A 25,948-nucleotide genomic window follows, 5' to 3' on the forward strand; every position below is an offset into this window, starting at 1 on the left:
CCGGAAGGTGGTCCTCTCCTGCACGAGACCTCACGCCGGATCGTGTGCTGCAATCGGGTCATGCCTCTCGACGAGCTCCGCACGCTGCTCTACCGGCATGCCCGGCCCGGCTGGACCACCGCCATCGACGGCGTACTGGTCTCGAAGGTCGACCGCCCCGACCCGCCGGCACCCTCGATGTCCGGCACGGTGCTCGCGCTCATCGCCCAGGGCGCCAAACGGCTCGCCCTGGGCGACACGGTCTACGAGTACGGGGCCGGCCAGTATCTGGTCGCGTCGGTCGACCTGCCCGTCACCGGGGCGTTCACCCAGGTCGAACCCGGCCGGCCGGCGCTGGGATTCGGTCTCGTCCTCGAACCGTCCGCCATCGCCGAGCTGTTGCTGGAGGCAGGCCCCGGCGACCTGCCCCGCACCGGCGGGGCCGCGCCGTCCGGGATCGTCGTCAGCGACGCCCCGGCAGCACTGACCGACGCCGTGGTCCGGCTGCTGCGCCTGCTCGACGAGCCCGGGGACCGGGCCGTGCTCGCGCCGCTGATCAAGCGCGAGATCCTGTGGCGCGTCATCACGGGCGACCAGGGAGCGACGGTGCGCCAGTTCGGACTCGCCGACAGCAGTCTCAGCCATGTCTCCCGGGCGGTGCGCTGGATCCGCGAGCACTACGCGCAGCCCTTCCGCGTCGAGGACGTGGCGCGTCTGTCCGGGATGAGCGTCTCCGCCTTCTACCGCAACTTCCAGGCGGTGACCGCGATGAGCCCCATCCAGTTCCAGAAGCAGATCCGGCTCCAGGAGGCGCGGCTGCTGCTCGCGACCCGCCCGGGCGACGTCACCGGAGTCGGCCGGCACGTCGGCTACGACAACCCGTCACAGTTCAGCCGCGAGTACCGGCGCCAGTTCGGCACGCCTCCCAGCCAGGACGCCGCCCGCCTCCGGACCGGGGTACGCGCCTCCGCGACCGCCCTGCCCTGACATACCGGTGGCGGGTCACCTCGCCTGGGCGAGGCGGACCGCGTCGGGTCCGGCCGGGAAGCGCAGCTGGCCGGTGGTGTCGTGCACGGCCCGCCACACCGTCTCGGCGACATCGCTCTCCTTGGTGAACAGGTCCTGGCCCGTGAAGCCGCCCATGCTCCTGCGCGCCCAGGCCGCGTAGGGCTCCGGGACCAGCTGGTCCGGCGAGGCACCCTTCATGGCGTTGGCGGCGAAGTTCGTCGTCAGGCAGGCGCCCGGCTCGACCGTCCTCGCCCGCACGCCGAACGGCTCGAGTTCCAGCGCGAGGGAGGAGGTGAAGCCCTCGACGGCCATCTTGCTCGCCTTGTAGACGGCCGAGAGCGGCATGTGGCCCAGCACCACGCTGGACGTCACATTGACCACCACGCCGGCGCCGCGCTCACGGAAGTGGGGCACCACCGCCCGCGTCATCGCCATCACGCCGAACGTGTTGGTCTCGAAGACCTCGCGCACGCGGTCCATCGGCGTGCCCTCGAACACGCCGATCTCCGGGACGCCCGCGTTGTTGACCAGAACGTCGAGGGGCCCGGCCTCCTCGAAGACGGCGGCGATGCCCGCCGGCTCGGTCACGTCGAGACCGACGACGCGCAGCCGGTCCGACTCGGGCAGGACACCCGCACGCGGGGTGCGCATCGTGGCGATCACGTTCCAGCCCCGGTCGTGGAAGTGGAGTGCGGTCTCCCGCCCGTATCCGGACGAGGTACCAGTGATGAGGATCGTGTTCATGGGTGCGTCCCTGGGTCGGTGGGGACTGCGGGCGGGCCGGTGGGTTGCCGCTCCGCAGAAGAACTCGTTCCTCCATTGAACCGACCTGACCTGCCAGAACAGTAGAACTATCCTCGCTCCCCCTCACACGATCCTCCCGGTGCCCCGCCGCGGAGCGACGGCGGCGACCGGGGGCCGCCACTGCGCCGAAGGACGCGCCGTTCCGTGCGCGGCCTCCCCCCGCACCGCCGTCTGTCGAGGTGGTCAGGACTGCTCGGTGCCCAGTCCCAACAGCCGGCTGTCGCTCCACCACTCCGGCGTCTCGTCGACGACCGGGGTGAGCTCCGGCAGCGTCACCTCGTTGCGGCCCAGGACGAGGTCCACGTCGGCACGCCCGCCGGCGACGGGCACGCTCCGGTGCGAGTTCGCGGGTTCGGCGGCCTCCCGGAGTGCGTCGAGCTGACGGTCCCCGGGGGCGAGCGGCCGCCCCACCTCGCACCACGCGGCCCAGGGGTTGCCGGCGTCCTCGCCCACGGAACGGCGGCGTGCGAAGGCGGAGCCCCGTGCGTCCGGGGCGCCGACGGGCAGGGACAGCCGCAGGGTGTGGCCTCCGACGGGCTCGCCGCCGGCCGGGTCCGCCGGAGCCCGGGCCAGCGTGTGCACCACGGGCACAGCAGGAAGGGGAAACCGGGCAACTCCTCGGACGCGCCGGTAACGCCACCCGCGCAGAGGAAGGCCGCGCCGGACTGCACCCGTCCTCGGGCCGTGGAGGTCACGGCCGCAGCAGCCGAGCCTGCGGGTCATAGCAGACGAGCCCCATCGATGCCGCCAGATCAGCCGCGTAGGCCGAAGCCTCCTCGGCCATGCCGTACCGCATCGCCAAGTAGATGAACGGCCCGGACGCCTCGCCGATCAACGGCCCCGTCGACCAGGGGGAGGTGTCCTCCTCGTCCTCCGTGAGATCCGCCCACCGCGCCAGGAGCCCGGCGACGTACTCCGCGATACGCGGTGACGGTGGAGACTCTTCCTCCGTGTCGATGTAGCGGTCGTACATCTGCGTGAGGACCTCGCCCGCGATCACGTCGTCAGCGGGCATGCCGCCTTCCCACACCGCCAGGTCGTAACTCATGGCCGAACTGTGCCACGCCCTGCTGACAGCACCACTCGGCGTCGACCGGCACGGCCGCACCCAGTGTCCGACGGCGCTGCTACGTTCCGGCCCATGACAGCAGCAGACGACCTGCTCCGCCGGATCGAGCAGGAGCCTTCCCTTGCCACCGCGCTCGCCTGGCCCGGCGATTTCGACGTCGAGCGCCGGGATCCCGTTGAGGATCTCGCCCTTCCCACCGGGATCCCCCTCCACCCGATAGCCGGCTGCGGCGCCGGCGGCACGTACTTCCTGTGCGGGGAGGCCGGGGCCGAGGAGAGACCCGTCCTGTACGCCGACTCGGAGGGCCAGGCGACACTGATCGGCGCCGACCTCGTCGAGGCCATCACCCTGGTCGTGGTGCTGCCCTTCTGGCGCGACCTGGCGAAGGGTTTCACGATCAGCCAGCTGGGGGCGGACCTCCGAGCCGACCACCCCGACTTCAACACCGAGCGCGACCGCCTCCTACACGCCCTCGGACTCGCCCCCACCTCGGAGGAGGAAGCTATCGCCCGGCTACGAGCCATCGCAGCACGCACAGCTCCGAACCACGTACCGCACGGTCCGGACGACGAACACCTGCCGTACGAGCTCCTCTTCGGGGACGGCCTCGGATAGCGACACCTCCCCTTGGGTGGAGGTGGCAGCAGTGCTCCCTTCGCTGCGACGCAGTCCGCCGGTGTGCCTCCGATCGCTCCTTCCGCGCCCTAAGCTGCTCTCATGGGAGTTGAGGTTGGGGTGGGGGACCTGATCAGGAGCTACGCAGGGCTCCGCGACAGCGCTGCCGGACGAGACGACTCCGCAGCCCGCCTGTTGCAGTTCTACAGCGTGGAATGCGGCCTGAAGGCGGCGATCCTCGGCAAGAACGGAACGAATGCCCACAGCACTGCGGACCTGGACCCTCAGCTGCGTACACATGATCTGAGGGCCCTCGCTAAGGCGCTCAATCTCAGTGCCGAGACAATAGGCCAGTTGGCTGGCTGTCGTCGTCGACACGACGAACGGAGCCGAGTGGAACAGCATCAACTCCACGAGGCTTGGCGCTATGGCGCCGCGCTGCATGGGGATGACGAGAAAGCTGCGGACGCCGCGTTGAGCAGCCTCAGCGAATGGTGTCGAAGGGAGCACAAGCGGTGACCGTCAAGGAGGGCCTTCCGGCTCCGAGCCACCTCTACACGTGGGTGGATGTCGACGAGTACTTCGCCAAGCTCGCAGCACGGGGTGAATGGGAGCCCTGGCTGCTCGAGGTCGATGCCTACTGGGACAGTGTCGAATTCACCGTAGCCGAGGGCACCGACCCCGAAGCTGTGTGGACCTGGCTTGCCGAGCGGCTTGGCCCCCTGACTGTGGACGTGGGACGTCAAGCGATTCTCTTGGAATCCCTTGAGGGCGAACGCAACGAGGATGCCCTTGCGGTCCACCTGCGCTCAGCGACAGAACTCACCGAGGTGACCAGGCAGCCCCGCTGGAGCGAGCGGCGTATCGTCCGGCAACTAGCAGAGGGCCTACCCGCGCCCCAGGCCGAGTCATTCCCACACGGTGTACGAATCTGCGCCTTTCACTCCTTCAAGGGTGGAGTCGGACGCACGCTGCACTGCGTCGCACTGGCCCGTGAGCTGGCTGAGCGGGGCGCCGACGCCGTAGGGGGAAGTCGCCGGGTGCTGCTGGTCGATGCTGACCTTGAGGCGCCAGGCATCAGCTGGATGGTCGCTGCTCAGGGAGGCCGACTCGATTTCGCACTGGACGACTTCCTCGCGCTGCTGCACGGCTCTACAGGCAACGACCGCGGCCGGGCCATCGCGATGGCCCGAAAGTTCCTTCTCAACCAAGAGCAGGACGGCATCATCGTCCTACCCACCACCCGGGACACCATCCGGGTCGGGCCTCCCCGAATCCAGCCGGTGGACCTGCTCACCCACAACAAACCGCCGTACATCCTGACCGAGGCACTAGCGGAACTGGCTCACTCCGTCGGGGCAGACACTGTTCTGATCGACCTGAGGGCCGGCACCAGCGAACTCAGCGCGCCAATCCTTCTCGACCCTCGAGTGCATCGGGTATTTGTAACCACTATCAGCGACCAGTCAGTCCAGGGCACAACGAATTTGCTGCACCACTTGGCTCACCGTGCCCCATCTCGGCGATCGACCGATCCAGCTTGTGCTGTGCTGCTCACTCAGTTTCAACAAAAGGAGCACAGCGCGGAGTTGTCCGAAGTGGCGGCAACTCTGATGGAGGCAGTCGCTCGAACCATCGCTTCGCCACACGATGCTTCTAGTGAGGGTGGTGATGTAACCACGGTCGACCGTGACGTGGCATCCGAGCCCTTCAGTAGCCCATTCCTTGCCCCCTTGCTTGCCCTTCCCCGAGGCTGGACTGACGTCTGCGAGAGAATCGAGCGAACCACGCTGCGATCCGTGGTGTCCGGACTGGCGGACGCCCTTAGCCCTCTCGGACTGACGGAATCGGAGTCTGCCCTGCCGGGACTTCGCGATGATCCTCAAGGTACCCGTGAGGCTCTGGCGAAACTGGCCCGAAGTCTCACGTATGCAGAGACGGCACGGGTCCAGGAAGACTTTCTGCCCACAGAAGCTCTCGTGAACCTGGTTTCTACCCACAGAACCGAGGCACCGGTCGAAATCATTGTCGGCGCCAAGGGGTCTGGAAAAACTTTTACATATCTCCGCATGTGCCGTCAGGGAACCTGGGATGCCTTCGCCAGAGCAGCCGAGGTGAATGGCGTTGAACTGCGCGCCCCACTAGTGCCTGTTTTGGCTTCGCAGAATCTCGCCGACGAACTACGAGCTGAAGTCGAGGAAGTCCAGAAGGCTTCCGCCAACGAACTCACCGGAAACGAACCAGCTAGTTTCTTGTCACTTCGCGATCTCGTCACTGATGCACTCGGCACTGACATGAACGAGGTGGGATGGCGTCGGGTGTGGTTGACGTGCTTGGCGCGAGCAGCTGGCTTGAGCGCCACGCCCGAGACCGCCGAGTCGGCACTCACCGACCTCGCTCGAAGCCAGCGAGCAATCTTCGTGATCGACGGACTCGAGGACCTATTCCAGGACTTCAGCAGTAACCTCCAGCAGCAGCGCGCACTGAGGGCATTGCTCACCGGTTGCCCTGAATGGCTTCGCTCACTTCGCGGGCGCCCCTTGGGCCTGGTTGTATTCGTGCGGCGTGACCTCGTTTTGAACTCCGTACAACAAAACGCCCAGCAGTTCCTTGAACGGCATCGCGCCTACGAGCTCCGTTGGAACCGTACGGAAGCACTTCGCCTGGTGGCCTGGGTCGGCGAACGAGCCAGAGTTCTAGCCCCAGACGAGTCTGTAAGCATCCGCTCAGCTGGAACCAAAACTCTCTCTCGGCTTCTCGTCCAGATGTGGGGTCAGAAGCTCGGGTCAGATCGCTCTCGAGAAGCCCGATCCGAGGAATGGTTTCTCGCAGCCCTTTCCGATTTCAATCTGCAGGTTCAGGCGCGAGACATCGTCTATTTCCTGGCCGAGGCCGCCAGCGACTCAGCAGGCGACGAAAAGGCTGGACGCTGGTCAGATCGCCTACTGACCCCCTCAGCAATGCGCAGGGCACTGCCTCGCTCAAGCCGCGAGAAGATCTCCGCGATGGAGCAGGAAAACGTACCTGTCAGGACAGTTTTCAAGCACCTACAGGCATTGCCGGAGGAGATCCGCAAGGTGCCCTTCACACTCGAGTCCGTGGAGTTGGATTCCGTGCAGGCTCGCCTACTCGAGGCAAATGGCGTCCTCTTCAGGGAGAACGACCAATACTGGATCCCTGAAATCTATCGATATGGACTCGGCTTTGGGGTCAGTAATGTTGGCCGCCCGAGGGTGGTATCAATCACCAAGCTCATCCGCGATAGGGGCGACGTAATCTGAATCGAGTCCGCCGGTGAACCGGACACTACCCGTGCTTCTACCTGGTCTGTCTGGACACCCAGCTGGCCAACGTGATCCGGTGGGCAACGTGATGCTCACGCGGTTTGCCAGCCGTCCAGGGAGACGTCCGCGCCGCTGGCCAGGTAGTGATGCAGGGCACTGGCCGTGGTGTCGACGAAGGCTTCGGGGATAGCGCTAGCGTCGACCCAGCGGACCTGGGAGTGCTTGCGGGGTTCGCGGTTTTCGGGTTCGCCGGTCCACTCGTGGGCGGCGAACACGACCGTGAGGAAGCCGTTGGGGGCTTCGACGCCCCAGGCCCCGTGGATGATGTGGGCGACCTTGAGGGACGCGGGCTTCACCGTGAGGCCCGTCTCCTCGTACAGCTCGCGGACGGCCGTCTCGGTGATCGGTTCGCCCGGCTCGCTCTTGCCGACGGGGAGGTCCCACATGCCCTGGGCGAACTTGGCGTTTTCGCTGCGCTGGAGGAGGACGACGCGGTTGGTGGCCTTGTCGTGGACTATGACGGCGGCGACCAGCAGGGTCATCGATTCGAGCGCCGGCTTGAGGGCTCGGGAGTGGTCGTCGGTCTGCTGGGCCACGGTGTTCCCTTCGTCGGGCGGGTCGTTGGGCATGTTAGGCGAGGGCTTCGCGTGCACGGCGGGCGAGATCGGCGGCGCCGGGCACCTTGCGTCGCTGGTAGACCGCGAGGATGGAGCGGATCGAGGAGATGGCCTTGGAGGTCCGATCGGAGGTCATGCCCTCCATTAGCACCAGGGCCTGGGTCCAGGCGGCGACAGCTTCGTCGGCGCGGGCCTGTGCGGCGAGGCTGTCGCCGAGGTCGGCGTGGGTGAGGGCGTGGACGCGCTTGTACTTCGCAGGGTCCCAGCGGGTGAGGGCGTCGCGGTGCTGCTGCTCGGTACCGATGTGGTCGGCGAGGTCGGTAAGGGTGCGGGCGGTGTGGCTGGCCACGGTGCCAGCGGCGGGGCCGCTGACGCGGGAGTAGCTGGGCTGGGGGCCGTCGTCGCGGAGGAGGGCGCCCTCGGCGGCGAGCAGCGCGCGTGCGGCCGACGGGTTCTCGTCGGTGGCGGCGTAGGCGCGGGCGTGGGCGATGTGGAGGAGGGCCTCGGTCTGGCCGTCGACGTGGCCGAGACCTGTGCGTAGGGCGCCTTCGACGAGGTCGACGCAGTGGTGGGGCTGCTTGAGGCTCAGGGCCTGGTGGGCGAGGGCGCGCATCATCCAGGCGGCGTGGCCGTGGGGGTCGGCTTCGCAGGCGAGCTTGTAGCCGACCTGGTAGTAGCGCTGGGCGGCGCCTTCCTGGCCGAGGTCGTGGTGCTTCCACCCTGCGAGGTAGGCGAGTTCGGCGACGGCGCCGAAGGCGGCGCGGCGTAAGGCTTCGTTGGGAAAGCGTCCACGCAGCATGGGGGCGGCGGTGTCGGCGAGGTACGCGGTGACGGTGGTCAGTCCGTGCCCGCCGCCGAGGCGTTCGTCGGCGGCGCTGAAGGCCGCGGTGATCTGGCGTACGACGTCCACGTCCTCCGCCCCGATTAGGGAAGTGCCGGTGCGGGCGCGGAGCATGCGGGTGGTGGCTTCGTGGTCGTATCCGAGCGGCATGGCGACGCCGGCGGTGGTGAAGGCTGCGATGGCGAGGAAGCGGCGGCGCTCGACGTCGGCGCGGCCCAGGTCGGTGGCGGCGAGGACGGGGTCGGATTCCGCCGTCTCTTCGTCGTCACCGGCCTGGAGGTCGATCTCGGTCTGGGTGACCGTGCGCCCCGCTCGGCGGGACAGCGCCTCGGCCAGGTACTGCCCTACCCGGCCGGACGGGGCGCGGGTGCCGTTCACCCAATGCGAGATGGCCGACTTGTTGGTCTGGAGGATCTCGCCGTTCTCGGCGGCGATGCGCCGCACGTCTCTGGCGAGGGCCTCGTAAGTGCAGTCGACCGCCGCTATGACGTCGCGCAGGCGGTAGTTGGGTTCTCTCTGCGCCGCCACGACCGCCTCCACCCTGGAGCTGTAAACCGCGTATACCGCTTCAACTGCCTTCCACCGTACCCACTGAGCGTGACCACGGGTTCACTTATCAGCAGCCGCCCGGAACGGCGTGACCGTAATCCAGGCTCCCCCTTGGTCCGGGCGGCACCCCGAAGTTTTGTACGCCCACACCGGGCTCGGGCATTCCTGTGCCCGCGTCCGGCCAATCAGAGACGGAGACACGGTGACCACCATCGACACCACGGCCATCACGGTCGAGCTGCCCGAGGCGTTCGACCCGCGCTGGAGCCGCCTGCCCGGCATCCAGGTCGACGGCCGGCGCATCACCATCGACCCGGCCGAGTACTTCTTCCGCTTCGAGTCGAACACCTGGCTCGTCGCCGACTGGGAACTGGTCAAGTCCCAGCTCCTGGACGTGGACGAGACGACCGAGAGCGCGGTCGAGCAGCTCGCGCTCGACTTCATCAAGCAGCACAGCGAGTCCACGTCCGACGCGGCCCGCGTCCTGGCCGCCGCGTACGAGGTGTACGCGTACCTCTTCCGCGAGGAGCACCTGGCCGGCCTCGGCCTGCCGCAGATCACCGCCGACCACCTGCGGATGCTCCGCGAGGCGGCCACGCTCATGGCGCTCAACAAGGTCGAGCTGGACGGGCACATCTCCAACGTCGGCCCGTGCTGGTTCTTCCCCGCCGCCACCTCCGTCGTCTTCGACCTGGATGACGAGATGGGCGGGATGCTCGACGAGGTCTACCACGGCGGCTGGTTCAACGAGCACCGCCGGATCGAGTCCATCAAGGCCCACGCCGCGCTCGGCGGCCGGCTCGTGCACGGCTGCCAGTCCGTGCCGGACCAGTCCGGCGGCGTGGTCGCGCCCTACGGTGCCTCGATGGCGAACTTCCGCGACGACCTCGCCGCGCTCAAGGCCGGCTGGATCGAGCAGGTCTACGCCCACCGCGTGAACCCCGCCGCCTAACCCCACCCGATCAGGCTCCGGGGCGGGCCGGCATCCCTCGCCCGCCCCGGACGCCACCATCCCTCCCCGGAGCCCTCCTGTGACCACGAACCCCAGCGCCGAACTCCTCGACAACCTGCTCACCGCGACCGGCCAGACCACCGCCGTACGGGAGGAGGTGCGCGTGTGGTCCATGTCCGGCGTCGAGCGCGTGGCCTTCCCCGACGGCTCCACGGCCATCTTGAAGTACGCCAAGAAGCCCTTCGACAGCGAGGACCAGGCCCTCCGCCTGGCCCACACCCTCGGCGTACCCGTCCCCCAGGTCCACGCCTCCGCCGTCCTGGACGGCTGGCTTGGCATGCTCGTAGAGGACCTCGGGATGTCCGTCCGCGAGGCCGACGACCTCGACGGCGTCGCCGCGGCCGTGATCCTGCACGGCACCCGTACGGCTCCGCCCTTGCCCGTCCTCGACCAGGACCGGCTGCGGACGCTCCCGGCCCGGGCGCTGGAACATCTCGAACGGCTGCGCAAGGCCGACCGGTGGCAGGATGCCGACGACGTCGAGGACGCGCTCGACCGGATCGCCCAGGCCGCCGAGGCTCGCTCAGCCGGAGCGACGCTGGAGCCGTTCGGATGGGTGCACTCCGAGTTCCATCCCACCAGCCTCCACATCGGCGAGCGCGGCTGGCGGCTGCTCGACTTCGCCCGCGCCTTCACCGGCCCCGGCCTGCTCGACCTCGCCAGCTGGCATGGCACCATCGAGCCCCCGCACCCCGTGCGCCTGCGCGTCTTCCTGGAGCAGTACGTCACCGCCGGCGGCACCCCCGACGCCCTCGCCCCGCGCGGCGGACTGACCGCCGAGAACTGGGCCCTGGGCTGGCACCGCATGTGGGCCGTCGAGTGGTTCATGGAGCAGTCCATCCGCTGGATCAACGACCCGGCCACCGACCCCGCCTACATCAAGGCCGTCCGCCGCCACCTCACCGACGTCCTCCACCTCCTGGAGATCTGACGTGCTCGCCCAGGCATCCCCCTGGCACGCCCACGCCCTCCAGCGCACCGCCGCCGGACTCGCCGAACCCCTGCCCGTGCCTGCCCGGATGGAATGGACCACGAGACCCGGCCAAGGGCCCGGCGCCGACGTCCTCGGCCCCGACCTGCGCGGCAAGCGACTCCTGGAACTCGGCTGCGGCCCCGGCCACAACGCCGCCCACCTCGCCACCCGCCACGGCGCCCACGTCACGGGCGTCGACCTGGTCGGCCTCCAGGTCCGCCGCGCCCGCTCTCACTACGGACGGCTGAACAACCTCACCTTCGTCGCCGGCCACGCCCTGCACTACCTGCACGCCTCCGACGAGCAGTTCGACGCGATCTACTCCGTCTTCGGCGCCGTCGGCCTCGTCGCCCCCGAGCTCCTGCTCCCGGCCATTGCCCAGCGCCTCACGCCCGGCCGGGTGCTCGCCTTCTCCGTCCCCCACCCGCAGCGTGGCGGCCGAAGCCCCTCGGGTGACGACCGGCCTCGTCGCGACCACGTCACTCTTCCCGATCGCACCCGCCTACCTATCGCCCGCTGGGAGTTCTCCACGGACCGGTGGGAGAAGCACCTCAACCAGGCGGGCTTCTGGCTCACCTCAGCCCAGGAGTTCCACCACCCCCGCATGGGCCACTGGCCCACCACCCTGCTGATCCGCGCCCGCAAGCTCTGACCAGCCATTCGCCCTGGCTTCCCCGGGAGGAACCGATGCGCCCGCCCTACCTGCTCCTCGACATCGACGGCGTCCTCATACCCTTCCCCAACGCGGATGGCTCGACCCCGGCCACCCACGCCCGTCACGACGTCGTCCCTGCCGGCCGCAGCGCCGACAACCCGGTCACCGTCTGGCTCAACCCCGATTACGGCCGCCTTCTCATGGACGTGATCCGCACCGGCCTGGTCACCCCAGTCTGGTGCACCAGCTGGCGGCAGGACGCCACCACCCTCATCGGGCCCCTCCTGGGCCTCCCGACGCTGCCGTACGTCGATCTCCCGCGTCCGCAGATCACCACCAGCCACCCCAACGGCTATCTCTGGAAGCGCGACCACGTCGACGCATGGCTCGGCGACGCCCCCACCGTCTGGATCGACGACGACTTCACCGGCCTCGACCACGCCTGGGCCGCAGAGCGCACTGTCAAGGGAGCGCCAACTCTTCTCGTTCAGCCCGACCCTCACCACGGGCTGCAGCCCGAGCACCTGACCGAGCTCATGACGTGGGTCTCGCAGTTGCCCGCAGCCCGCACTGTCTGACGGCTGGTACGGGGGACACTGGCCTCGGACATGCCGCATGGCCCGCGAGGAGAGTTCATGACGCACAGGGGTCGACCTCGAGTTCATCTACTCACAGGGGGCCCAGCCTGGGAAGAACGGCGATCTGCGGCACAGCCGACGCCACGGAAGAAGTTGCCGAAGAAACAGCGAGCCGCCCTCAAGCAGTTGGATGCGAGCCTCCTCGGCCTGAAGGTTGCCCTGAGGCACCGGCAGCTCGACTTGGCTCGCCAGCTGAGAAGTGCAGCTTGGGACCAGGTTGACCTTCTACCTGCTCACCTGACGCATGAGCAGCGCCGGGAGCTCTTCCAGGCAAAGCTCGCGATCCACGCGCTTGCCCGACACGCGGACGGTCAGCGCCACTCCTGACAGGACTATGCGGCAGCGCCCCGCCCGAGGGGTCAGAGGCGGGGCGTAAAGGGGCCGGAACGACATGCCGGCATGGCCCGGGCGTATCTGCTCCCGTGATCAGCTATTGAAACCAACGGCGACTTCGTGGGTCATTGCCTCGTCGGGCCGGCCTTCACCGTGTCGACGGGCCGTTCAGGCTACCTGCAGCGTCCGCCCAGAGGGGAGCGATTGACACGCCGGCGTGGTGGCGCCTACCCGAGGGCAGCGGCAGCGGCCTTGTAGTCGGCGGCCTGGGTCGGGGTGAGGTAGTGGCTGACGCGGATGAGTACGGTGCCGCTGACGAAGTCGTACTCGGCGAGCATGGGCATGCCCTTGGTGACGTTCTGGATGTAGTCGGCACGGGCCTGGGCGTCGGCTGCGCTCGCGAAGACCTCGATCGCTCCGCCGAGCCCGATGCTGCCAGGCTCCGCGCCGGCGACGTCGTCGACCTCGATGCGGGAGTCCGTGAACGTGACCTTGCTGGTGTACTGGTTGGGGCGGCCGAGGAGATGGTTCGGGTCGTTGTCCTCGGTGACAACGCCCGAGAGCTTGGCGGACGCGACCTTGCCGGAAAGGGCCTTGAAGGCGCCGCTGGCGGTGAGCTCCTTCGCTGCCGGCTTGGTCGGGACGCCAGCGGTTGCAGTGGTGGCGTTCTTCGGCTGGTCGTTCTTCTGATCACTCCCTGACCCGCATGCCGTCGTGGCCGCGAAGACGATGACGAGGGCGGCAGCGGACAGGGCGGGCTTACGCATGATGGCTCCGAAGTGTGGCGGGTTCGGGTGTGTTGATCGGGTCGCAGACTATTGCACTGCGATGTTGCGGTGCGTGCGGATACCGGAAGATCAGCCGGTGTCAGTGTCCGGCCGGGCAGGTGACGGTGGGGCAACCGCGGAGGAGCGCAGAGGCTGGCGCCGGGCATGCTCTCCCCACGGCTACTAGGTAGCGTCCCTCGGGTGAATCTTCACCTCATCAACGATGTGCCTGACGGCCTGACCCGACGAGCTCGATCCTTTGTTGCCGCGCATGGCGTCAAGGTCGACGTTCGCCCTGTTGAGGGGCACAGGCAGTGGTGGCTTGAGCGGGACATCCCGGCAGCGGTGATCGATAGAATGGCGGCCTACCAAGAGCGATGGGGCGGTCTGCTCTTGCCACCCGCACCGCAGTACGACGGAGGCCCCAAGTACCTCGATCCGGACTCGCCCGAAGCGGACTCCGCAGGGTGGTGGTTCGAAGCCGGGATGCAGCGGACCGCAGTCCCCTACTCATTCATGATCAGTCCGTCTGGTGAGTTCGGTATCCATGCAGAGAGGTGGGCACCCCTCCACGCAACCATCGAGGGCTGGGTGGAATCGCTCGCCTTGGCTCACCACGCATCCATGTGGGCAAAGCAGATCAGCAGGCTCGTCGGCGATGACGTCGATGCCATTGAGCTAAACGGCTATGCGCCGGTGCGCGAGGCGATGGGCCTGGCAGACACCTGGTGGAGAGGGCCCGACTCGCTGGTGGCCCTCTATAGCGGGGAGGCCACAGCACTCGACTTCCCCAAGGGCCGCATCGCAGTGATCTACTCCGGCCTCGATAAGTGGGAACTGCGAGGAGGCGTGGACGACGGTGGCTGACCTTGTCGTTTAACGTCATCTCGCCTGGGGTGGATACGGAGCAGGCGGTGCTGCCAAGACCAAACAATCGCTACTCTCCTCGCATGATCGCGAACGGAGATCGCCAGTTCCCCTCCCCGCTCGCCGCTGCCATGGCGGTCCGGCTCGAGTGCATTGGCGAGGATGGTGTCGACTTCGAGCCCTACGAGTCCTTCCTGACCGCCGATGAGACCACCGAGTGGTTTCGCGCGTGGACCGGCAACGGCGAGCTAAACGGCGACGCCTTCCGCGTTTTCGGCCAGGACGGCACCGGCGGGAGTGTCAACTTAACGGGTCTGGCCCGTAGTCGGTGGTGACGGCGGGTAGCCATCAGCGCAGGAGAATACGGTGGCGGAGGAGGTCGAATCCGGCGCGGCCGTGCATCTGTCTCATGATCCGTTTCGTTCTGGTGTTGACGCCTTCGGTGCGGCCGTTGTGGTAAGGCAGGGTGAGGCCGGCGTCGACGGCTGAGCGGTCGAGTTCGAGGCCATTGGCGAAACTGTGCAGGTGAGGCAGGGCCGCGGCGCGGGTGGCGGTGATCCACTCGGTGAGCTTCAGATCGTTGCCCTGGGCCGGTGTGAGCAGGGCGGCGAAGCCGCGCACGAGATCGGCGAGTTCGGTCATCTCCGGGCAGGCCGCAGTGATCTTCTCCAGCAGGGTGGCCTCCTTCGGCCGCAGGTTCTCCGGATCCGTGAGGAGGAGCCGCGCGGCGCGGCGTGGGGTGGTGACGGGCCGGTCGCCGTCGGCGCGGCCCTGGTTGAGGTATTTGTGCAGGCCGTTGAGGCTGCCGGTGTAGCCGAGTTCCTTGATCTCGTGGAAGAGGTGGAGGACGGGGACGCCCGGCTCCTCGGTCCGGCGCCGACGCAGCTGTTCGCGGTAGGGGTCGACAAGGGTGGGCCGGTAGGCCGGCGCGATGCGCAGACCGGTGGGCTCGGGCATGCGGGCGTAGCGTTTGACAGTGTTCAACGCGAGGCCGAGGCGGCGGGAGCAGTCCAGCAGGCCGACGCCCTGGCCGAGCAGGGTGTGGACCTTGTTCCAGCGTTCACGGGTTGTCTGTTCGCGGATGCCGCCGGGCAGCGGCGGGTTGAGGACTGCGGCCCAGCAGCCGGCGTGGGCGCGGACCTCGAGCTGGACCTTGTCGCACAGGTTGCGCCACAGGTGCCAGCGGTCGCTGACCTGCACCGCGTCGGGCAGGGCGCGACGGATGGCCTCGGCATAGGTGGCCGAGCCGTCCCGGCATACGACCTCGATGCCGGGATGCTCGCGCAGCCAGGCTTCCAGGGGATCGGCGTCCCGGCCGGGCAGGACCTCGATGCGCCGGCCGGTGACGGCATCGGTAATGATCGTGGCGTAGCGGCGACGGCGCCGCAGCGCGAAATCGTCCACCCCGATCACCCGTGGGACCGGCGCCTGGGGCACCGGCAGACGCCACAGCCACCTCAGCACGGTGCTGCGGGAGGCCTGCACGGCCAGCAGGCCGGCCAGACGGGCGGCCGCCCGGCCGCATAACTCCCGTGCCACCTCGGCTATCTGCCCGGCCAGTCGCACCGTCCGGCGCTGATGGCGCTCCAGCAGCCCGGGAACCTGCTCACGGAAGGTCTGCCGCACACAGCCCAGCACCGGACAGACCAGCCGCCGCACCCGCAGCCGGACGACGACCTGCCGGCCGTCGACCGGCACGTCCGCCACCGTCCGGCCGTGATACCCGTGCACCTTCCTCGTCGGCGTCCCGCACACCGGGCACGGCACCGCGACACCCCGGGTACGGGCCGTGACCACGACCGCGTCCCCGCCGTCCGTAACACCCTCGATCACCACCCCCGACAGCCCGGAAAACACCGTCGCGACAAGCGAGTTGACATCCATCACAAGATCATGATCGCTGATGGCTACTACCCGCCGTCACCACCGACTACGGGCCAGACCCGTTAGTTTTACAGTCCCCTCCGTCGCAGGTCAGACGGCCTTTCGCCAGACGTATCAGACGTTGAAGCGGAACTCCACCACGTCGCCGTCCTGCATGACGTAGTCCTTGCCCTCCATGCGGGCCTTGCCCTTGGCGCGGGCCTCGGCGACCGAGCCGGTCTCGACCAGGTCGGCGAAGGAGATGACCTCCGCCTTGATGAAGCCCTTCTGGAAGTCGGTGTGGATGACGCCGGCGGCCTCGGGGGCGGTGGCGCCCTTCTGGATGGTCCAGGCGCGGGATTCCTTGGGGCCGGCCGTCAGGTAGGTCTGCAGGCCGAGGGTGCGGAAGCCGACGTGGGCGAGGGTGGCGAGGCCGGGCTCCTCCTGGCCGACGGACTGGAGGAGTTCGAGGGCCTCGTCCTCGTCCAGCTCGGCGAGGTCCGACTCCAGCTTGGCGTTGAGGAAGATCGCCTCGGCGGGGGCCACCAGGGCACGCTGCTCGTTCTTGAAGTCCTCGTCGGTCAGCTCGTCCTCGTCGACGTTGAAGACGTAGAGGAAAGGCTTGGCCGTGAGGAGGTGCAGGTCGTGGAGGAGTTCCGCGCGCTCGGTGCCCTGGAGGATCCCCTGGGAGAAGAGGGTGTCGCCCTTCTCCAGGATCTCCTTGGCCTCCTCGACCGCCTTGACCTTGGGAGCGATGTCCTTCTTGATCCGCGACTCCTTCTGGAGGCGGGGCAGGACCTTCTCGATGGTCTGCAGGTCGGCAAGGATCAGCTCGGTGTTGATCGTCTCGATGTCGTCCTTCGGCGAGACCTTGCCGTCGACGTGCACGACGTTCTCGTCCTTGAAGGCGCGGATGACCTGGCAGATCGCGTCCGACTCACGGATGTTCGCGAGGAACTTGTTGCCCAGGCCCTCGCCCTCCGAAGCGCCCCGGACGATGCCCGCGATGTCGACGAAGTCGACGGTGGCCGGGAGGATGCGCTGGGAGCCGAAGATCTCCGCCAGCTTGGTCAGGCGGGGGTCGGGGACGCCGACCACGCCGACGTTCGGCTCGATCGTGGCGAACGGGTAGTTGGCCGCCAGCACGTCGTTCTTGGTCAGGGCGTTGAACAGGGTTGACTTGCCGACATTCGGCAGACCGACGATTCCGATCGTGAGCGACACGTTGCGACTTCCCGTACGTGAGGATGAGGGGCGAGGGCCGGCCCTGCGGGGCTGTGGGCCGATCCACCAGTCTACGGCGTGCCCGTCCCCGTTCCGCCGACGTGTCGAACACCTGGCCGCGCTGCGGCTCCCGGCGTGTCTGACGGACCGTTCGGCACATAAAACGACCTAAGTTGGTCCAGTGGAGCAACACAGGACGCGACCCACTCAGGACGGACCGCGACGTGACCCGGCGCACGGACCGCCCAGGCCGGTCGGACCGTCCCGGTCGGGCAGGCCGCCGGTGCCTCCGCAGGCGGGACGGGCGGCGGGCGGCGGGGTCGTACGTGCCGCGCGGGCTCCCAGGACCGCTCGGGCGCCGCAGCGGCGGCCCGTTCCCCCGCCGGCGGCCCGTCGGCTGCCGGGCCCGCGGCTCACCGGGCTGGGCGGCGGCCTGTTCTGCGGGCTGGTGATGCTCACGCTCGGGCTGCTGACCGAGTCGCTCTTCGGGGCGTCCCAGACGGTGTACGGCGTGCTGTTCCTGCCGGTGTGCGTGCTGACCGCGCTGTGGGTGCGCGAGGGGGACCTGCTCATCGCGCCCGTGATCCTGCCGATCGCCTTCGCCCTGGGACTGGTCCCGGTCGCCGACGGCGGCAGCGGGGGCGCCCTCGACCGGCTCATGGGCATGGTGACAGGGCTCGCCACCCAGGCGGGGTGGCTCTACGGCGGCACGCTGGTCGCGGTGATGATCGCGCTCGCGCGCAGGGTGCGCCGGGTGCGAAGGGTGCGCAAGGTCCGTCCGGTGCGCCAGGCGCAGTGACCCGTGAGGGGGGCCGGCGCCTCGTACGGGGCGGACCCGCCCGTCGCCAGGACCGGCCCGCCCCCGCGCCCGGCTACACGCCCGTCGCCGCGCGCATCGCCGCGCCCACGATGCCCGCGTTGTTCTGCAACTGGGCCGGGACGATCTCCGCCTTGATGCCCGTGACGTGGTCCAGGAACTTGTGGGACTTACGGCTGACGCCGCCGCCGATGATGAACAGCTCCGGCGAGAACAGCATCTCCACGTGCGCCAGGTACTTCTGCACCCGGTGCGCCCAGTCCTCCCACGACAGGTCGTGGTCCTCCCTGGCCTTGCTGGAGGCCCGCTTCTCCGCCTCGTGGCCGTCCAGTTCCAGATGGCCGAGCTCACTGTTGGGGACGAGCACGCCGTCCACGAACACGGCGCTGCCGATGCCGGTGCCGAAGGTCAGCAGGATGACCGTGCCCCTGCGGTGCCGGCCGGCGCCGAAGTGCATCTCGGCGACACCCGCCGCGTCCGCGTCGTTGACCACCGTCACCGGCAGGCCGCCCAGGCGGTCGCCGAGCAGCACGCGCGCGTCGGTGTCGACCCAGCCCTTGTCGACGTTGGCCGCCGAGCGGATCGTGGTGCCGCCCGTGACCACTCCGGGGAAGGTGATGCCGACCGGGCCGGTCCAGCCGAAGTGGTCGACGACCTCCTTCACACCGTCGGCCACCGCGTCCGGCGTGGCCGGGTGCGGGGTGAGGACCTTGCAGCGCTCCTGCGCCAGGTCCCCGATGTCCAGGTCGACCGGGGCACCCTTGATTCCGGATCCGCCGATGTCCACGCCGAAGATCTGCATGCCCCTACGTTACGACGTACGACGGACGGTCACGCAGGTCGCCCTTCGTGACCGCCGGCGCCGTACGGCCGCATGTCACCGCTCGGCGGCGGTGTCCGTGCCGGTGCCCGTGCCGCCGCGCTCGGCGACCAGGGCGGCGGCCTCGTCGCGCAGGTCGCGGCGGAGCTCCTTCGGCAGGGAGAAGATGATGGACTCCTCGGCCGCCTTGACGATCTCGACGTCCGCGAAGCCGCGCTCCGACAGCCACTCCAGGACCTGCTCGACCAGGATCTCCGGCACCGAGGCGCCCGAGGTGACACCGACCGTGGAGACACCCTCCAGCCAGGCCTCGTCGATCTCGTCGGCGAAGTCCACCAGGTACGCCGCGCGGGCACCCGCCAGCTCGGCGACCTCCACCAGGCGCTTGGAGTTGGAGGAGTTGCGCGAGCCGACCACGATCACCAGGTCGGCCTCGGCGCCCATCTGCTTGACGGCGAGCTGACGGTTCTGCGTGGCGTAGCAGATGTCGTCGCTGGGCGGGGAGATCAGCTGGGGGAACTTCTCCTTGAGGGCGTCGACGGTCTCCATGGTCTCGTCGACGGAGAGGGTGGTCTGGGAGAGCCAGACCACCCTGGACGGGTCGCGGACCTCGACCTTGGCCACATCGGACGGACCGTCGACGAGCTGGATGTGGTCGGGCGCCTCGCCGGAGGTGCCGATGACCTCTTCGTGGCCCTCGTGACCGATCAGCAGGATGTCGTAGTCGTCGTCCGCGAAACGGACGGCTTCCTTGTGGACCTTGGTGACCAGCGGGCAGGTGGCGTCGATGGTGGCGAGCCGGCCGCGCTCGGCCTCCTCGTGGACGACGGGGGCGACGCCGTGCGCCGAGAACATCACGATGTTGCCCGGCGGGACCTCCTCCGTCCGTTCGACGAAGATCGCGCCCTTCTTCTCCAGGGTCTGCACCACGTACTTGTTGTGCACGATCTCGTGCCGGACGTAGACGGGGGCCCCGTACTGCTCCAGGGCCTTCTCGACGGCGATCACGGCGCGGTCCACACCCGCGCAGTAGCCACGGGGGGCGGCGAGCAGGACACGGCGGCCAGGCGAAGCGGTCATGCCCCCCATCGTAAGGGCCGTGTCCAAGAGGTCCGGTCACGGTGCGTTGTCGGTGGGGCGCACTACTCTCGCGGCATGGCTGTCAACACGTCTGCGGAAGCTCCCCTCCCGGTCGGGGAGGTGTCCCGGCTCATCGGGAGATGGATCGACCGGCTCGGCGCGGTGTGGGTCGAGGGGCAGATCACCCAGTTGTCCCGGCGGCCGGGGGCCGGGGTGGTGTTCCTGACGCTGCGCGATCCGTCGCACGACATCTCCGTGGGCGTGACCTGCTACCGGCAGGTGTTCGACGCGGTGGCGGACGTCGTGAGCGAGGGCGCGCGGGTGGTGGTGCACTGCAAGCCGGAGTGGTATGCGCCGCGCGGGCAGCTGTCGCTGCGCGCCGCGGAGATCCGGCCGGTGGGGGTCGGGGAGCTGCTGGCGCGGCTGGAGCAGCTCAAGAAGTCCCTCACGCGGGAGGGACTCTTCGCGCCGGAGCGCAAGAAGCCGCTGCCGTTCCTGCCGCACCTGATCGGGCTGGTGTGCGGGCGGGCCTCGGCGGCCGAGCGGGACGTGCTGGAGAACGCCCGGCACCGCTGGCCTGCCGTGCGCTTCGAGGTGCGCAACGTGCCGGTGCAGGGGGTGCACGCGGTGCCGCAGGTGGTCCAGGCCGTGAAGGAGCTGGACGCGACCGACGGCGTGGACGTGATCATCGTCGCGCGGGGCGGCGGCAGCGTGGAGGACCTGCTGCCCTTCTCCGACGAGCAACTGGTGCGGGCGGTGGCGGCGTGCCGGACGCCGGTCGTCTCGGCGATCGGGCACGAGCCGGACAATCCGCTCCTCGACCATGTCGCCGACCTGCGCGCCTCCACGCCGACCGACGCCGCGAAGAAGGTGGTGCCGGACGTCGGTGAGGAGTTCGAGCGGGTACGGATGCTGAGCGACCGAGCGCGTCGCTGTGTGCGGGCGCTGCTTGACCGGGAGGAGCGCGGGCTGGCCCATGCGCTGGCCCGGCCCTCGATACAGGATCCGCACCGGATGATCGACGTCCGGGCCGGGGAGGTCACGGCGCTGCTGGAGCGGGGGCGGCGTTCGCTGCGGCACCAGCTGGACCGGGCGGACTCGGAGCTGACGCACACGCACGCGCGCGTGGTGGCCCTGTCCCCCGCCGCGACCCTGAAGCGGGGGTACGCGGTGCTCCAGCGGGCGGACGGGCACGCGGTGCGCGCTCCGGACGAGGTGGAGGCCGGTGAGGTGCTGCGGGCGCGGGTGTCCGAGGGCGAGTTCACAGTCACAGTCGATGCGTAGGGTGGGCGGATGACCAGCGAGACGGAGACCGGGCAGACGGCGGCGTCGGCGGCGTCGGCGGAGGCGCTCGGTTACGAGCAGGCGCGGGACGAGCTGATCGAGGTGGTGCGGCGGCTGGAGGCCGGCGGCACGACGCTGGAGGAGTCCCTGGCCCTCTGGGAGCGGGGCGAGGAGCTGGCCCAGGTGTGCCGTCGCCGGCTGGAGGGGGCGCGGGCCCGCCTGGACGCGGCGCTCGCGGAGGAGGGCGGGGCGGAGGGCGACGGGGAGGACTGATCCTCGGTGCGGGGGAGGGAGCCGGCGGCCTGTGAAGTGGACCACCGCGTGCCGGATTTAGTTGAACGTTGAACGTTGTGGACGTACGGTCGGCTGTGTCAACAGGTCCATGGCCGCTACATGGGCATCTGGACCAGCAGCCCCGCAGACAAAAGGTTTCCGCATGTCTCTCGTTCTCGACCTCGCCGCCCAGGACCTGCTCTTCCGCGAGGCGCGCACCGCCAACGCGTTCACCGGCGAGCCGGTGACCGACGACCAGGTACGGGCGATCTACGACCTGGTCAAGTACGGCCCCACCTCCATGAACCAGTCGCCCCTGCGCATCACGCTGGTCCGCTCCCCCGAGGCCCGCGAGCGTCTCGTCGGGCACATGGCGGAGGGCAACCGGCCGAAGACGGCGACGGCCCCGCTGGTCGCGATCCTCTCCGCGGACAACGAGTTCCACGAGGAGCTGCCGCACCTCTTCCCGCACTTCCCGCAGGCCAAGGACGCCTTCTTCGCTGAGCGCCCGGTACGCGAAGGCTCCGCCGCGCTGAACGCCGCCCTGCAGGCCGCGTACTTCATCATCGGCGTCCGCGCCGCCGGCCTGGCCGCCGGACCCATGACCGGCTTCGACTCCGAGGGCGTCCGCAAGGAGTTCCTGGACGGCGACCACACCCCGCTGATGGTCGTCAACATCGGCCGTCCCGGCCCCGACGCCTGGTTCCCGCGGGGTCCGCGCCTGGAGTTCGAGCAGGTCGTCACCACGGTCTGAGCCGCGCGCCGGGACGAGGCGCACGCGGAGCGACGGAGCGGGGGCGGGGCTTCACCGGATCGGCCCATCCGGTGAAGCCCCGCCCCTTCACGTCTCGGCGCCCGCCGTACGCCCGCGGCTCACCCGGTGCGCAGCGCCCCGGCCATCTCCGTCAGCTGCCCGAACGACCCCGTGCCCGTCACCAGTGTGGTCGAGCCCTCGGTGCCCTCCAGGACCAGCGCGTCGTAGCGGTCGCCCTCGTACCGCGTCCACGTCTCGCCGGCGATCCGCTGGGTGGTGTCGGTCTTCGTCGCGCCCTGCGTCTTCCTGTCGATGAACGCCGACCGCTTGTCCGCGGACTGCTCGAGCGCCACGTACTCCCCGTCCGGGGTGTGGAAGCCGAGGTGCCACGCGTCGGCCTCGGCGCCCTGGTAGCGGACGGAGGTGGGCTTCCACTCCTCCGGCAGGCCCTCGGGGGCGGCCAGCGGGTAGGAAGCGGCCCGGCGGGCGGTGAGCAGGTCGACACGGTAGTCGACCCGCTTGCTCTCGTACTCGCCGTCCTCGTGCGGGAGAAACAGCCAGACCACTCCCGCGACGAGCACGATGACGACCAGCGAAAGGATCATGTCCCGGGCGGTCTTCTGCATGCTGTTCGTTCCTGCCACGCCCTCTATCGTCGCAGGTGCCCCGGGCGCTCATCCGTGGGGTCCCCTGCTCATTCTGTCCGTCCGACGATAGGATCGCGAGCACAACCTCATCCGGCCGTCGTCGTGCACGTACACAGAAGGGTGCGCACCGTTGACCGAGCACCATCACTTGCCGTCCGAGCTCGATGTCCCCTCCGAGGCCCCTGACCGCAACCTCGCCCTGGAACTCGTACGAGTCACCGAGGCCGCGGCGATGGCCGCGGGCCGCTGGGTAGGGCGCGGCGACAAGAACGGCGCCGACGGTGCCGCGGTGCGCGCCATGCGCACACTCGTCTCCACCGTCTCGATGAACGGCGTCGTCGTCATCGGCGAGGGCGAGAAGGACGAAGCCCCGATGCTCTACAACGGGGAGCGGGTGGGTGACGGGTCCGGCCCCGAGTGCGACATCGCCGTCGACCCGATCGACGGCACCACGCTGACCGCCAAGGGCATGACGAACGCCATCGCCGTGCTCGCCGCCGCCGAGCGCGGGTCGATGTTCGACCCCTCGTCCGTGTTCTACATGGACAAGCTGGTCACCGGGCCGGAGGCGGCCGACTTCGTCGACATCAACGCGCCGGTGAACGTGAACATCCGCCGGGTCGCCAAGGCGAAGCGGGTCACCCCCGAGGACGTCACCGTGGTGATCCTCGACCGGCCGCGGCATGAGGGCATCATCCAGGAGATCCGGGAGACCGGCGCGCGTATCAAGCTGATCTCCGACGGGGACGTGGCCGGCTCGATCCTCGCCCTGCGCGAGGGCACCGGCATCGATCTGCTGCTCGGCATCGGCGGCACCCCCGAGGGCATCATCTCGGCCTGTGCGGTGAAGTGCCTGGGCGGGACGATCCAGGGCAAGCTGTGGCCGACGGACGAGGAGGAGCGGCAGCGGGCGGTCGACGCGGGGCACGACCTGGACCGGGTGCTGACCACGGAGGACCTGGTCACCGGGGACAACGTGTTCTTCGTGGCGACGGGGATCACCGATGGTGAGCTGATGCGTGGGGTGCGGTACCGGCCGGAGACGGCGACGACCGACTCGATCGTGATGCGGTCGAAGTCGGGGACGGTGCGCAGGATCGACTCCGAGCACCGGCTGAGCAAGCTGAGGGCTTACAGCGCGGTTGATTTCGACCGGGCGAAGTAGGGGGCGGCGCCCCGGTGCGGTGGGGCGCTGCGGGGGTGCCGGTGCGTGGCGGGTCCTCGCGCAGTTCCCCGCGCCCCTGGAGGGGTGGTGCCCAGGCCGGACGTCGGTGGGTGCGGGTCGGTGGGGGCTTGTCGCGCAGTTCCCCGCGCCCCTGAGGGAGTGACGGCGGACGGTGGTACCGAGGCGGGGTATGCGGGGGCGCCGGACCTGTCGCGCAGTTCCCCGCGCCCCTGGAGTGGTGGTGCCCAGGCCGGACGTCGGTGGGTGCGGGTCGGTGGGGGCTTGTCGCGCAGTTCCCCGCGCCCCTGAGGGAGTGACGGCGGACGGTGGTGCCGAGGCGGGGTATGCGGGGGCGCCGGACCTGTCGCGCAGTTCCCCGCGCCCCTGGAGGGGTGGTGCCCAGGCCGGACGTCGGTGGGTGCGGGTCGGTGGGGGCTTGTCGCGCAGTTCCCCGCGCCCCTGAGGGAGTGACGGCGGNGGTGGTGCCCAGGCCGGACGTCGGTGGGTGCGGGTCGGTGGGGGCTTGTCGCGCAGTTCCCCGCGCCCCTGAGGGAGTGACGGCGGGCGGTGGTACCGAGGCGGGGTATGCGGGGGTGCCGGTGCGTCGCGCAGTTCTCCGCGCCCCTGGGCCCCGCGCCCTTGATAGGGGTGGCGCTCGGGGAGTGGTGCGCCCCCTGTGCGGAGGGGGCGCCCGGGCGGACGGGTCAGCCTGCCGCCGCTATGCGGCCCTGACGGGTGTTCTTCAGTTCCATCTCGCGGCGCCTGCGGCGAGCGAGGACCACGCGGCGTTCGGCGGCGGTGAGGCCGCCCCAGACGCCGTAGGGCTCGGGCTGGAGCAGGGCGTGTTCGCGGCACTCGACCATCACGGGGCAGCGGGCGCAGACCCGCTTGGCGGCCTGCTCGCGGGAGAGCCGGGCGGCGGTGGGCTCCTTCGACGGTGCGAAGAACAGCCCCGCCTCGTCGCGCCGGCACACCGCCTCGGTGTGCCAGGGCGCATCCTGGTCCCTGTCCGGCGCTGCCGCTCGCTGTGCCGGAACAGCGGCTACCTGCAGGGACGAATGCGGCGGTTGCAGCACGGTCTACTCCTGACGACGGCTTCGCGAGCGAGACACGATGCAGCAAGGCTTACCCGATGTACGCGCGCCTATGCACTGAGTTCCCGACCGGGCTCCACTCGCACCCCGTCAGTGGCCGAGATGTCTGCGCAGGCTCTTGTCGACCTTGCGCTGCACCCGGTCGATGATGTCCGCGACGAGTTTGCCGCGCCGGGGCCGGGCCTCGATGCTGCCCAGTACCGCCCAGCCGTCGACGAAGACCACGGGGGCCTCGTCGTCGGTCGCGTCCAGCGGGTCCACCTCGAAGGAACCGAGGACGCCGCCGCCGGTCCCGCGCAGCGACACGTTCGCCGGGACGCGGATCTCGACGCTGCCGAAGACCGCGTACGCCTTGATCATGACCTGCTGGTGGTCGAAGAGCGCCTCGCTGAGGTCGATCTCGACGCTGCCGAAGACCGCGTACGCGTGGATGCGCCGGCCGGTCCGCCAGCGGCCCTTGCGGGCGGCGGCGCTGAACACCGCGACCACGTTGTCATCGGCGTCCATCGGGATGGCGCCGGCGGCGGGGCGGTGGGGCGCCGAGGCGTGTCCCGGGCGCCGCTGGTGGGATATGGGCAGGTCCCGGACGAACACGTCCAGGTCACCCACCGTCTTGGCGGCCAGCACGCCCTCGACACGCTCCGCGTGCTCGTCGGCGGTCAGGCGGCCTTCGGCCAGGGCTTCGCGCAGGATGTCGGCGATACGGTCCCGGTCGGCGTCGGAGGCGCGCAGCTCGGCCGTCCGCGGTGCCGTGTCCGGCTGCTGGGCGTGCTTCTGAAGGTCCACGACAGCAGCGTACCCAAACGCGATAGATCGCGACTACCCTCTGGGGCGGGCGACTGAGGACAACCTCACAGATTCACCGCCGGCGGCAGGTCCTAGGCTGGTGAGCGCCCGCCGACGGAGGCGGGCGGTC

The 25,948-nt window shown here is 69.4% G+C and carries 28 protein-coding genes; 15 read left to right on the plus strand and 13 right to left on the minus strand.

Features of this window, described 5'->3' with window-relative positions:
- Window positions 1–60: 60 nt before the first annotated feature.
- Entirely contained in the window at window positions 61–966 is a 906-nt protein-coding gene (locus HTV45_RS11505; protein ID WP_215205598.1) for an AraC family transcriptional regulator, read from the plus strand.
- Between the two features lie 15 nt (window positions 967–981).
- Here HTV45_RS11505 and HTV45_RS11510 read toward each other — a convergent pair whose 3' ends face one another.
- The 3 genes from HTV45_RS11510 to HTV45_RS11520 all read right to left on the minus strand — a co-directional run bounded on the left by HTV45_RS11510 (window position 982) and on the right by HTV45_RS11520 (window position 2,839).
- Window positions 982–1,731: an SDR family oxidoreductase gene (locus HTV45_RS11510; RefSeq protein WP_215205599.1), complete on the minus strand. Its 750-nt coding sequence runs from the start codon at window positions 1,729–1,731 to the stop codon at window positions 982–984.
- Window positions 1,732–1,974: 243 nt separating this feature from the next.
- The gene (locus HTV45_RS11515; RefSeq protein WP_251691913.1) at window positions 1,975–2,382 is read right to left on the minus strand and encodes a hypothetical protein; all 408 of its coding nucleotides are present in this window, start codon (window positions 2,380–2,382) and stop codon (window positions 1,975–1,977) included.
- A gap of 100 nt (window positions 2,383–2,482) precedes the next feature.
- A complete protein-coding gene (locus tag HTV45_RS11520) occupies window positions 2,483–2,839 on the minus strand; it encodes a hypothetical protein (protein WP_215205601.1) in 357 nt (118 codons plus the stop codon).
- Between the two features lie 93 nt (window positions 2,840–2,932).
- On the opposite strand from HTV45_RS11520, the gene HTV45_RS11525 reads away from it, so the two are divergent.
- The 3 genes from HTV45_RS11525 (at window position 2,933) to HTV45_RS11535 (ending at window position 6,756) form a co-directional block, all read left to right on the plus strand.
- Complete coding sequence (locus HTV45_RS11525; protein ID WP_215205602.1) at window positions 2,933–3,475, plus strand: hypothetical protein; 543 nt, start codon at window positions 2,933–2,935, stop codon at window positions 3,473–3,475.
- 102 nt (window positions 3,476–3,577) lie between these two features.
- Window positions 3,578–3,994 carry a hypothetical protein gene (locus tag HTV45_RS11530; RefSeq protein WP_215205603.1) on the plus strand — a complete coding sequence of 139 codons (417 nt, stop codon included), beginning with the start codon at window positions 3,578–3,580 and terminating at the stop codon, window positions 3,992–3,994.
- Window positions 3,991–6,756 (plus strand): ParA family protein, encoded by a 2,766-nt coding sequence (locus HTV45_RS11535; RefSeq protein WP_215205604.1) that lies wholly within the window; start codon window positions 3,991–3,993, stop codon window positions 6,754–6,756. Before HTV45_RS11530 ends, HTV45_RS11535 begins: the two co-directional genes overlap by 4 nt.
- A gap of 95 nt (window positions 6,757–6,851) precedes the next feature.
- On the opposite strand, the gene HTV45_RS11540 is transcribed toward HTV45_RS11535, so the two are convergent.
- Both HTV45_RS11540 and HTV45_RS11545 read right to left on the minus strand, forming a co-directional pair.
- Entirely contained in the window at window positions 6,852–7,388 is a 537-nt protein-coding gene (locus HTV45_RS11540) for an NUDIX domain-containing protein (protein ID WP_215205605.1), read from the minus strand.
- Between the two features lies 1 nt (window position 7,389).
- On the minus strand, window positions 7,390–8,745 hold the full coding sequence (locus HTV45_RS11545) for a tetratricopeptide repeat protein (RefSeq protein WP_215205606.1): 1,356 nt from the start codon (window positions 8,743–8,745) through the stop codon (window positions 7,390–7,392).
- Window positions 8,746–8,968: 223 nt separating this feature from the next.
- Here HTV45_RS11545 and HTV45_RS11550 point away from each other — a divergent pair, with 223 nt between their 5' ends.
- From HTV45_RS11550 to HTV45_RS11565, 4 genes are all read left to right on the plus strand, one after another.
- Window positions 8,969–9,718 (plus strand): hypothetical protein, encoded by a 750-nt coding sequence (locus tag HTV45_RS11550; RefSeq protein ID WP_215205607.1) that lies wholly within the window; start codon window positions 8,969–8,971, stop codon window positions 9,716–9,718.
- 79 nt (window positions 9,719–9,797) lie between these two features.
- The gene (locus tag HTV45_RS11555; RefSeq protein WP_215205608.1) at window positions 9,798–10,709 is read left to right on the plus strand and encodes a phosphotransferase; all 912 of its coding nucleotides are present in this window, start codon (window positions 9,798–9,800) and stop codon (window positions 10,707–10,709) included.
- 1 nt (window position 10,710) lies between these two features.
- On the plus strand, window positions 10,711–11,403 hold the full coding sequence (locus HTV45_RS11560) for a bifunctional 2-polyprenyl-6-hydroxyphenol methylase/3-demethylubiquinol 3-O-methyltransferase UbiG (protein ID WP_215205609.1): 693 nt from the start codon (window positions 10,711–10,713) through the stop codon (window positions 11,401–11,403).
- 35 nt (window positions 11,404–11,438) lie between these two features.
- A complete protein-coding gene (locus HTV45_RS11565; protein ID WP_215205610.1) occupies window positions 11,439–11,984 on the plus strand; it encodes an HAD domain-containing protein in 546 nt (181 codons plus the stop codon).
- Between the two features lie 620 nt (window positions 11,985–12,604).
- Here the strand turns inward: HTV45_RS11565 and HTV45_RS11570 are convergent.
- A complete protein-coding gene (locus HTV45_RS11570; RefSeq protein WP_215205611.1) occupies window positions 12,605–13,144 on the minus strand; it encodes a hypothetical protein in 540 nt (179 codons plus the stop codon).
- Window positions 13,145–13,345: 201 nt separating this feature from the next.
- Between HTV45_RS11570 and HTV45_RS11575 the strand changes: the two genes are divergently transcribed.
- Both HTV45_RS11575 and HTV45_RS11580 read left to right on the plus strand, forming a co-directional pair.
- Window positions 13,346–14,011, plus strand: coding sequence for a hypothetical protein (locus HTV45_RS11575; RefSeq protein ID WP_085570893.1), 666 nt, complete (start codon window positions 13,346–13,348; stop codon window positions 14,009–14,011).
- An 83-nt stretch (window positions 14,012–14,094) separates the two neighbouring features.
- Window positions 14,095–14,346, plus strand: a complete 252-nt coding sequence (locus HTV45_RS11580) for a hypothetical protein (RefSeq protein WP_251691914.1) — start codon at window positions 14,095–14,097, stop codon at window positions 14,344–14,346.
- Between the two features lie 13 nt (window positions 14,347–14,359).
- Here the strand turns inward: HTV45_RS11580 and HTV45_RS11585 are convergent, their stop codons facing one another.
- Window positions 14,360–15,868, minus strand: a complete 1,509-nt coding sequence (locus HTV45_RS11585) for an ISL3 family transposase (RefSeq protein WP_215205845.1) — start codon at window positions 15,866–15,868, stop codon at window positions 14,360–14,362.
- A gap of 141 nt (window positions 15,869–16,009) precedes the next feature.
- Window positions 16,010–17,098 (minus strand): redox-regulated ATPase YchF, encoded by a 1,089-nt coding sequence (ychF, locus tag HTV45_RS11590; RefSeq protein WP_215205612.1) that lies wholly within the window; start codon window positions 17,096–17,098, stop codon window positions 16,010–16,012.
- Between the two features lie 181 nt (window positions 17,099–17,279).
- Here ychF and HTV45_RS11595 point away from each other — a divergent pair, with 181 nt between their 5' ends.
- Complete coding sequence (locus HTV45_RS11595; protein ID WP_215205613.1) at window positions 17,280–17,897, plus strand: DUF6542 domain-containing protein; 618 nt, start codon at window positions 17,280–17,282, stop codon at window positions 17,895–17,897.
- Between the two features lie 73 nt (window positions 17,898–17,970).
- Here HTV45_RS11595 and ppgK read toward each other — a convergent pair whose 3' ends face one another.
- A complete protein-coding gene (gene ppgK, locus HTV45_RS11600; protein WP_215205614.1) occupies window positions 17,971–18,717 on the minus strand; it encodes a polyphosphate--glucose phosphotransferase in 747 nt (248 codons plus the stop codon).
- Window positions 18,718–18,792: 75 nt separating this feature from the next.
- A complete protein-coding gene (locus HTV45_RS11605) occupies window positions 18,793–19,824 on the minus strand; it encodes a 4-hydroxy-3-methylbut-2-enyl diphosphate reductase (protein WP_215205615.1) in 1,032 nt (343 codons plus the stop codon).
- Between the two features lie 66 nt (window positions 19,825–19,890).
- Between HTV45_RS11605 and xseA the strand changes: the two genes are divergently transcribed.
- The 3 genes from xseA (at window position 19,891) to HTV45_RS11620 (ending at window position 22,126) form a co-directional block, all read left to right on the plus strand.
- Window positions 19,891–21,099 carry an exodeoxyribonuclease VII large subunit gene (xseA, locus tag HTV45_RS11610; protein WP_215205616.1) on the plus strand — a complete coding sequence of 403 codons (1,209 nt, stop codon included), beginning with the start codon at window positions 19,891–19,893 and terminating at the stop codon, window positions 21,097–21,099.
- Window positions 21,100–21,108: 9 nt separating this feature from the next.
- On the plus strand, window positions 21,109–21,372 hold the full coding sequence (locus HTV45_RS11615) for an exodeoxyribonuclease VII small subunit (RefSeq protein ID WP_215205617.1): 264 nt from the start codon (window positions 21,109–21,111) through the stop codon (window positions 21,370–21,372).
- A 163-nt stretch (window positions 21,373–21,535) separates the two neighbouring features.
- Window positions 21,536–22,126, plus strand: a complete 591-nt coding sequence (locus HTV45_RS11620; RefSeq protein WP_215205618.1) for a malonic semialdehyde reductase — start codon at window positions 21,536–21,538, stop codon at window positions 22,124–22,126.
- A gap of 119 nt (window positions 22,127–22,245) precedes the next feature.
- Here the strand turns inward: HTV45_RS11620 and HTV45_RS11625 are convergent, their stop codons facing one another.
- Window positions 22,246–22,770, minus strand: coding sequence for a DUF4245 domain-containing protein (locus HTV45_RS11625; protein ID WP_308309457.1), 525 nt, complete (start codon window positions 22,768–22,770; stop codon window positions 22,246–22,248).
- 133 nt (window positions 22,771–22,903) lie between these two features.
- On the opposite strand from HTV45_RS11625, the gene glpX reads away from it, so the two are divergent.
- The gene (gene glpX / locus HTV45_RS11630; protein WP_215205619.1) at window positions 22,904–23,938 is read left to right on the plus strand and encodes a class II fructose-bisphosphatase; all 1,035 of its coding nucleotides are present in this window, start codon (window positions 22,904–22,906) and stop codon (window positions 23,936–23,938) included.
- Between the two features lie 704 nt (window positions 23,939–24,642).
- Here glpX and HTV45_RS11635 read toward each other — a convergent pair.
- Together HTV45_RS11635 and HTV45_RS11640 are read right to left on the minus strand one after the other, a co-directional pair.
- A complete protein-coding gene (locus tag HTV45_RS11635) occupies window positions 24,643–25,014 on the minus strand; it encodes a WhiB family transcriptional regulator (protein ID WP_215205620.1) in 372 nt (123 codons plus the stop codon).
- A gap of 108 nt (window positions 25,015–25,122) precedes the next feature.
- Window positions 25,123–25,818 carry a DUF1707 domain-containing protein gene (locus tag HTV45_RS11640; RefSeq protein ID WP_215205621.1) on the minus strand — a complete coding sequence of 232 codons (696 nt, stop codon included), beginning with the start codon at window positions 25,816–25,818 and terminating at the stop codon, window positions 25,123–25,125.
- Window positions 25,819–25,948: the final 130 nt, after the last annotated feature.

It is taken from the genome of Streptomyces sp. CHD11 (genome assembly GCF_018638295.1).
Taxonomy (GTDB): Bacteria; Actinomycetota; Actinomycetes; order Streptomycetales; family Streptomycetaceae; genus Streptomyces.